At 61.3% G+C, this 7,852-nt stretch carries 8 protein-coding genes; 2 read left to right on the top strand and 6 right to left on the bottom strand.

What is annotated here, in order from left to right:
* Positions 1-1,076: glycosyltransferase family 2 protein (locus QZ653_RS14315; protein ID WP_366933103.1), on the top strand; the 1,076-nt coding region annotated here is incomplete at its 5' end.
* Positions 1,076-1,882, top strand: coding sequence for a sulfotransferase domain-containing protein (locus tag QZ653_RS14310; RefSeq protein WP_296421077.1), 807 nt, complete (start codon positions 1,076-1,078; stop codon positions 1,880-1,882). The genes QZ653_RS14315 and QZ653_RS14310, both read left to right, overlap by 1 nt.
* On the opposite strand, the gene QZ653_RS14305 is transcribed toward QZ653_RS14310, so the two are convergent.
* The 6 genes from QZ653_RS14305 to QZ653_RS14280 form a co-directional block, all read right to left on the bottom strand.
* Positions 1,861-2,868 (bottom strand): glycosyltransferase family 2 protein, encoded by a 1,008-nt coding sequence (locus QZ653_RS14305; RefSeq protein WP_296421074.1) that lies wholly within the window; start codon positions 2,866-2,868, stop codon positions 1,861-1,863. The two genes, QZ653_RS14310 and QZ653_RS14305, sit on opposite strands and share 22 nt — an antisense overlap.
* 75 nt (positions 2,869-2,943) lie before the next feature.
* Entirely contained in the window at positions 2,944-3,471 is a 528-nt protein-coding gene (locus tag QZ653_RS14300; RefSeq protein WP_296421073.1) for a sarcosine oxidase subunit gamma, read from the bottom strand.
* Positions 3,464-6,472 carry a sarcosine oxidase subunit alpha family protein gene (locus QZ653_RS14295; RefSeq protein ID WP_296421070.1) on the bottom strand — a complete coding sequence of 1,003 codons (3,009 nt, stop codon included), beginning with the start codon at positions 6,470-6,472 and terminating at the stop codon, positions 3,464-3,466. The genes QZ653_RS14300 and QZ653_RS14295 overlap by 8 nt, the downstream gene beginning before the upstream one ends.
* Positions 6,469-6,810 carry a sarcosine oxidase subunit delta gene (locus QZ653_RS14290; protein ID WP_296421067.1) on the bottom strand — a complete coding sequence of 114 codons (342 nt, stop codon included), beginning with the start codon at positions 6,808-6,810 and terminating at the stop codon, positions 6,469-6,471. Before QZ653_RS14290 ends, QZ653_RS14295 begins: the two co-directional genes overlap by 4 nt.
* Before the next feature lie 111 nt (positions 6,811-6,921).
* On the bottom strand, positions 6,922-7,212 hold the full coding sequence (locus tag QZ653_RS14285) for a hypothetical protein (protein WP_296421064.1): 291 nt from the start codon (positions 7,210-7,212) through the stop codon (positions 6,922-6,924).
* Positions 7,213-7,395: 183 nt separating this feature from the next.
* Positions 7,396-7,626, bottom strand: a complete 231-nt coding sequence (locus tag QZ653_RS14280) for a hypothetical protein (protein ID WP_296421062.1) — start codon at positions 7,624-7,626, stop codon at positions 7,396-7,398.
* Between the last annotated feature and the right edge of the window lie 226 nt (positions 7,627-7,852).

Here is a 7,852-nt window from a genome sequence, read left to right as displayed (position 1 = left end):
AAAACCACCAAGGCCAAAACCACCAAAGCGGCCCCCAAGAAAGCGACCACAAAATGACCAAAGCCCCCAACGCGGGCCGCAAGGTCCTTGTGTCGACCATGAAAAACGAAGGCCCCTACCTGCTGGAATGGCTGGCCTATCACCGTCTGATCGGAATTGACGAATTCTGTATCTTTTCAAACGATTGCACCGACGGCACCAATCTGATCCTGAACCGGTTGGACCAGCTGGGGATCGTCAAACACTACGACAATCCGCAAGGCCCGAACATGGACCCACAGCGGTCCGCCTACAGCCGTGCCAACAAACTGAAATGGGTGAAATCGGCGGATTGGGTGCTCATTGTCGATGCCGACGAATTCCTCAACATCCATGTGGGCGACGGGTCCATCGACGCGCTGATCGACGCCTGCGGCACCCCCGATGCCATTTCAATCAACTGGCGACTGATGGGGTCTGTGGGCCAGTCCAAAATGGCCAATGACCCGTTCAAGGGCGATCTGGTGACAGACCGTTTCACCCGTGGGTCCAGCTTTGAAGAGCCTGAGAACGGCCTCGTCTGGGGCTTCAAAACCCTGTTCCGCCCCGCAAAATTCGACTTTTTCGGCGTGCACCGCCCCAAATGGCGCAAAGAGACCGAGGTGGAACCGGGCAAGATCACCTGGACCAACGCCGCGGGCCGCCCCATGGGCGATCAATACCTGAAACGGGGCTGGCGCGGCAACAAAGAGAACGTCACCAACGAATTCGCACAAGTGAACCACTACGCCATCAAATCGCGTGAGGATTTCCTGCTCAAACGTCTGCGCGGCACGGCCAATTCCAAAAACAAAGGCCGGATCGACATGGAGTATTGGGACAAATACGACATCAACACCCATGAGGATTCCACCATCCGCAATGATGGCGTGCGGGCCCTGATGGACGACTGGCTGCAGGACCCTGATCTTGCGGCCCTCGTCCGCGCCTGCGCCGATTGTTCGCGCCGCGTGCTGGACTACCAGCTGACCGTGCCGGAATTTCGCACGTTCATCGACACCGGCATCTTTGAATCCATGCAGAAAATTAACGACTGATGACGCGGCCCCGTTTTCTTTGCGTTGGAACGCACCACAAAACCGGCACCGTCTGGCTGCGCCGCACCTTTCACAAATACGCCACCGCCAATGGGATTCCGGTGGTGCGGGTCAACGGCAAAACGCCGGTGACCGCCCTGCCCGACCGTGGCCCGGCCCTTGTGGTCAACTGGTCGTCGGACATCCCGCAGGCCATTCTGGACTTGCCCGACACCCGCGCCGTGCACATGATCCGCGATCCGCGTGACGTGCTGATCTCCGGCGCGCGTTACCATCTGACGGCCAAACACGGCAACGAAAAATGGCTCGCCCGGCCCCGCGACCAATGGGGCGGGCTGAATTATCAGGAAAAGATCAATGCGCTGACCAACCCGCTGGACCAGATGCGGTTTGAAATGCACCACAAACACAAAGCCACCTTGCGCGAAATGCTGCGCTGGCCCTACGGCCACCCCCATGTGGCCGATCTGCGCTACGAAGACATGATCAACGACACCGACACCGCCCTGTTCAGACAGATGATGACCCATCTGGATGTGGAAGGCTTCGACGTGGACGGCGTGACCAAATCCTATTGGGACCAGTCCTTGTTCGGCGGCCAGAAAGACGACCGCAAGGGCCTTGTCGCCGGTCATGTCAAATCCGGCAAAGCCGCCCAATGGACGCGCAAACTGCCGCTTGAAATCGCCGTCGAATATCACGCGGCCTTCGGGGACGACCTGATCCGGCTCGGCTATGCCGAAGACGGCGCATGGGTGGACGACTGTCGACCCGCAGCCCAGATCTACGCCGAAGCAGCCTCCTGATTGCGCGCGCGGTAGCGTTCGATCCGCCGCAACAAATCCTGCATATCGGGCTGCTTTTTCAGGGTCGCGATCCGGCGGCGGGCCACGTCCACAGCCCCCTCGTGCAGGCTGCGCAACTCGGCGTCCTTCAACAATTCATCCCGCGCCGTGGCAATGTCGGGCACCATGCGTGAAATGTTGGTGTCATGCAGATCGTTGTGATCGTAACGCCGCCAATAGGCCATCGCGTCCTTGGCATCCGCATGGTTGGCATTGCCCCGATGCACCTTCAGCAAATAGGTCTCCACCGCGCGCAGGGCGTAATGGTTCAACTGCACCAGATCGAACCCGAAACTGCCCTCAAGCAGGCTTTTGATATCCTTGGTGAAATCCTGATCGGTCAGACGTTTGCCCGACCCGTTCACACAATGCACCTTGTCCAGCTTGTCCGCGTGAAACACCGGCGAATGGTTGTGCCACGACTTCGCCTGAGCCGCGCGGTGCGTCAATGTCTTGGTGCCACGCCGGTTGAGCCGTGGATGGTATGGTTTTTCCTTGTCCCACGCATATTGAAACTGCTCGGTCAGCAACCTGTCCTCGAAACCCACCACTCCGGAACAGCCGAAATTATGCTGGTTCATCACCACCATATTGGCGTCAGGCACGGCGTTGAACAGGTCCTCCAGATGGCCCTTGCCGGTGTTCACGCAAATGAATTCGTCCACATCAAAGCTCACCACCCAGTCAGAACGCGGCAGCCGTTCGGAGGTGTTGATGTATTTGATCACCTGCAAATGGTGCTTGTCGCGGTCCAGATACATGGACGGGTTTGGGTAGTGCCGCAGCACGCCCATTTCATCCAGCCGTTCCAGCATCAGGTTCGTGCCGTCGGTGCAATCGTTGGAAAACACCAGCATGTCGTTCACACCGATCATGCGGTGATAGGCGACCCATTCCAGCAGAAACGGCGCTTCGTTTTTCATCGGCGTGATGGATGTGATGCGCATGTGGTGCGGCCTGTCCTGTAACTCTGCCCCAGCCCTATCAGGTTCGGGCTGCGCCGTCATCGCCCAAGATCGCCGTCACCCGAACGCGCCCGTGGGGCTGGCTTTGGCCGCATTGCGCAACAACCCGTCCATATAATCCCCGACGGAGCGGAAACACACCACATCGAACCCCGCCTCATGGGCCCAGAACGCCGCCGCCACCTGCGCAAACCGCGTGCGGCGCGCGTCGCCAATGGCAAAACTGTCTGCATGCAGATCAACAGGACACAACCGCGCGAGAACCTCACGCGCATGATCACCGGCAACAGTGAACACCGCCCGCGCATCAGACACGTCTGCGGCCAGATAATGCTGCCCCGTCAACGTCTTATCCATAGCGGCAAGCGTCTGTGCCACGTCCGCGTAGGGCACCATCACCAACAGCTCATCCGGTGACATCCACAGCACGCCCCGCGCGCCGTCCCCCGCAATCTTGCCCGGTTTCGGCACCGCCTGCCCCGTGGCAGCCTTCACCGCCTTTTTCATCGCAGCAGAGGCCAAATCGCCGCGCAATGTGATCATGCCCCGTGCATCGGCGCGGGTGATGGTTGCCAAATCAGACATTCTGCTTGCTCCCTTCGGGATCATAAAACACCGGGCTGACGATCTTGGCATGGACGACCGTGCCGTCAGTCTTCGGAAATTCAATCACCTCCCCCATGCGGTCCGGCCCGTCCTTGACCAGCCCCATGGCAATCCCGCGCCCCAGATTGGCGGAATAATAGGTCGATGTGATGCGCCCTTGCGTGTTGCGCTGGCCGTTGGCGTTCTCACCTTCCGCCACGGCATAGGCCCCGTCAGGGATGACCGACCCGTCAACGCTTTCCAGACCCACCAGTTTCCACCGATCCGGGTCCGCCATGGCCGACCGTTCCTGACCGCGCTTGCCCAGATAATCGTCCTTCTTTTTGGACAGCGCCCAGTTCAGCCCCAGATCCTGCGGGATCACGGTGCCGTCGGTCTCATCCCCGATCATGATGAACCCCTTTTCGGCGCGCAGCACGTGCAGCGCCTCGGTCCCGTAGGGCATGACGCCAAACTCGGCACCCGCCTCCATCAAAGCCTCCCAGAAGGCCGCCCCTTCGGAGGCTTTCACGGCAATCTCGTAAGACAATTCGCCCGAGAACGAGATGCGGTAAGCGCGACAGGCAAACCCGCCAATCTCACCGTCTTTCCACTGCATGAACGGCAGCGCATCTTTCGACACATCCATCCCGCCAAGCTTTTCCAGAACCTTCCGCGCGTTCGGCCCAACCACAGCCACCTGCGCGTATTGTTCGGTGACATTGGCCACATAGACCTTCCAGTCCCACCATTCCGTCTGCAACCATTCCTCCATGTGGCCATGGATATGGTCGGCCCCGCCGGTGGTCGTGTGGCACAGCCACGTGTCCTCATCAATGCGGGCCACAACCCCGTCATCCATCAAGAACCCCTGTTCATTGCACATCAACCCGTAGCGGCATTTCCCCACGGCCAGATTGGACATCATATTGGTGTACATCATATCGAGGAACCGACCCGCATCAGGCCCCTTCACGATCAATTTCCCAAGGGTCGACGCATCCAGCAGCCCAAGGGCCTCTCGCGTGTTCTTCACCTCACGGTTCACAGCGTCCTCGACGCTTTCGCCGCCGCGTTGGTAGGCATAGACGCGGCGCCATTGACCCACCGGTTCCCACTCCGCACCATTGGCATCGGACCATGCGTGGATCGGTGTCTTGCGCAACGGCTGGAACAACTCGCGGCTGGCCTCGCCCCCGATGGACCCCAGTGAAATCGGCGTATAGGGCGGACGGAACGTCGTGGTGCCGGTCGCGGGAATAGGCTGGCCCAACGCGTCCGACAGAACGGCCAAGCCGTTGATGTTGCTCAATTTGCCCTGATCGGTCGCCATCCCCAACGTGGTATAGCGTTTCGTGTGCTCGACACTTTCATAGCCCTCTTGGGCGGCCAGCTGCACGTCGCTCACCTTGACGTCGTTTTGATAATCGAGCCACATTTTCGACCGCAACTTATAGGACGCACCCTGCGGCATCATCCACACGGCCTCCATCGGGGCCTCCTCCGGCGCGTCCCCTTTGGGCGCCTTGCCGGGGCTGTTGAACACCCCCGCGGCCTTGGCCGCCGCCGCCCCTGCTGCATGGGCGTCGGACAGACAAGCGGCGGTGGACAAACCGCCCGAAGCGGCCCCCGCCGTCACCACAAATCCCGCGCCGTCCGCGCCCAAGGGCGGACGATCAGGATCGGGGCGGAAATGGCTCTGCTCCGCGTCCCAGACCAACTTGCCCCCGCAGTGGGACCACAGGTGCACCACGGGCGACCAGCCGCCCGACATGGCAACAGCATCGCAGGCGATCTCGTCAAGCTCCGCACCCTCACCGGCCTGCGCACAAATGCCAACGCCTGTGACGCGCTTTCCGCCTTTGACCGACGCTATGGCCTTGCCGAACATCACCTTGATCCCCAGCGCCTCGGCCTCCCGCGCCAAGGGGCCAGCGCCCGCACGCGCATCAATGACCGCAGGCACATCCAACCCGGCCTGTTTCAACGCAATCGCCGTGCGGTAGGCGTCATCGTTGTTGGTCACGACCACCGTGCGGTCGCCCACAGATGTGCCGTAATTCACCACATAATCGCGCACGGCAGAGGCCAGCATGACACCCGGCACATCATTGCCCGCAAAGGACAGGGGCCGTTCAATCGCCCCCGTCGCGGTCACAATCTGGCCCGCGCGCACCCGCCACAACCGGTGCCGAGGCCCGGATTTGTCGGCCCGATGATCGGTCAGCCGTTCATAAGCCAGCACATAACCGTGGTCATAAACACCCGCCCCCATACAGCGCGCCAAAGTCACGACATTGGACATCTTATCAAGCGCTTGCAGGGCGTCCTTCACCCAAGCCTCCGCATCCATCCCGTCAATCTGCGCCCCGTCTACCGGCGCGCGACCACCCCAATGGGCGGTCTGTTCCACCAGCAGCACACGCGCACCCGCACGGCCCGCCGCAAGGGCCGCCGTCAGCCCCGCAATGCCACCGCCCACGACCATGACATCGCAGTGGTGATAGATGTGTTCATAAACATCCGCATCGCGGTCCTTGGGGGCTTTGCCCAGCCCCGCAGCCTTGCGGATAAACGGCTCGTACACATGTTTCCACAAAGGCCGTGGATGAATGAACATCTTGTAATAGAAACCTGCAGGCATGAATTTCGACAGCTTGGCATTCACAGCCCCCACGTCAAACTCCAGCGACGGCCAATGGTTCTGCGACGTGGCCTCCAGCCCCTCGAACACCTCTTGCGTGGTGACCCGCTGGTTGGGTTCAAACCGCCCGCCCGACCCAAGATTGACCAGCCCGTTGGGCTCCTCCGCGCCACTTGCCACAATGCCACGGGGCCGGTGGTATTTGAACGACCGCCCCACCAGCATCTGGTCATTGGCCAACAGCGCCGAGGCGAGTGTGTCGCCCTCAAACGCCTTCATCCGCTGCCCGTTGAACGTGAATTCCACCTGCCGGTCGCGGTCAATCAACCGCCCCTGCTGCGCCAGACGTGTGCTCATGCCCCGTCCCCCCCGAAGTCTCGCCACGCCCAACCGGGGCGTTTGGCGGTGATCTTGTCCTTGATGTCCTTGGGTGGCTCGAACGTCTGCGCGGGATAGGTCCCGAACACCTCCAACGTCATGGTGCAACGCGCTGCGTGAAACCACTTGCCGCAGCCATAGGCGTGCCGCCAGCGCTCAAAATGCACCCCCTTGGGGTTTTCGCGCACAAACAAATAGCCCTCGAACGCCTCCTCGGACGATCCCGGGCCGAAGCGTTTCAAATGCGCCTCGCCGCCCGGCGACAATTCGGTCTCTTCCGCGTCAACGCCGCAATAGGGGCAATTCAGGGTCAGCATGGCGTGCCCGTCCTTTTGTGATCAAGTCTGGTGGATATCTGAAACGCAAAACGGCCGGCATCCCGAAGGACACCAGCCGTAAGCCGTGCAACATCAGATGATGTCGTGATGTTAGTTGGACGCGTCGCCGTCGGCTGCGTCAGCCGCACCCTCCGCTGCACCTTCGACCGCATCAGCGGCCCCTTCGACAGCGTCGCCTGCGCCTTCGATGGTGATGTTGACGTCATCGGCACCGCCGCCCGTGCTGCCGTCACCGGCAAACATGACATAGGCCATGATGGCGACAACCACGACGATGATGCCAAGGATGAACCCCATGGCGCCTCCGCCCCCACCTGTGGTGGTCGTGGTCGTTGTGGTGTTGCGTTCTGCAACGCGGTCGGTTGTGTGTGGATCGGCCATGTCGGCACTCCGTTCAGACTGGATATTAATCTCAATCCGGTAACGCACCGACGGGGCGGAAAGTTCCTTGACCTCGGGGGGGATTTTCGTCCGCTGCGGGATGCCGCACAGGCGAAACCTGTGCGCGCGGGGGCAAGGGTTTCGCCCTGCCCGCCGCGCCTGGTCCGTGAATGGTCGGCGGGGTTATTCGCCCGGCGCGACAGGCGCTGCAGGGGCGGTCTGGGCCGCAGGCGCGATGTCCGCTGGCGTCTGGTCGACAGGCACCGCCGCGCCGCCAAAGACCGCGTAAAGCACGACCAGTATGATGGCGGCACCGGCAAGGATAAACCCAAGCCCCCCCGCGCCTGATCCGCTGTCCAGCGGGATGCGATGGGACCGGTCCGGTGCCGGCTTTGAGAAGTCGTAGTCAGCCATTTCAAGTCCTCCTGTTTGGGTGGAGAGACTTTGGCAGGTGCTGCATCAGAAGGAATATAAGCGGAAATCGCCGGTGCGTTTGGGCAAAGGGTGGCCGTTTCGGCGGCTGCCCATCGGCCAAAGGTTGCGCAAAGGCGCGAAGGCGCGCGGCCCGACCTCGGGTGGGCCCATGAAACATAAGGTGCCCTGTGATCTTGATCCACCAGCGATGGCACGCGCGGCACAG

This window comes from Pseudooctadecabacter sp. (genome assembly GCF_020627745.1).
Classification (GTDB): domain Bacteria; phylum Pseudomonadota; class Alphaproteobacteria; order Rhodobacterales; family Rhodobacteraceae; genus Octadecabacter.
This window is presented reverse-complemented; position numbering and strand designations above follow the sequence as displayed.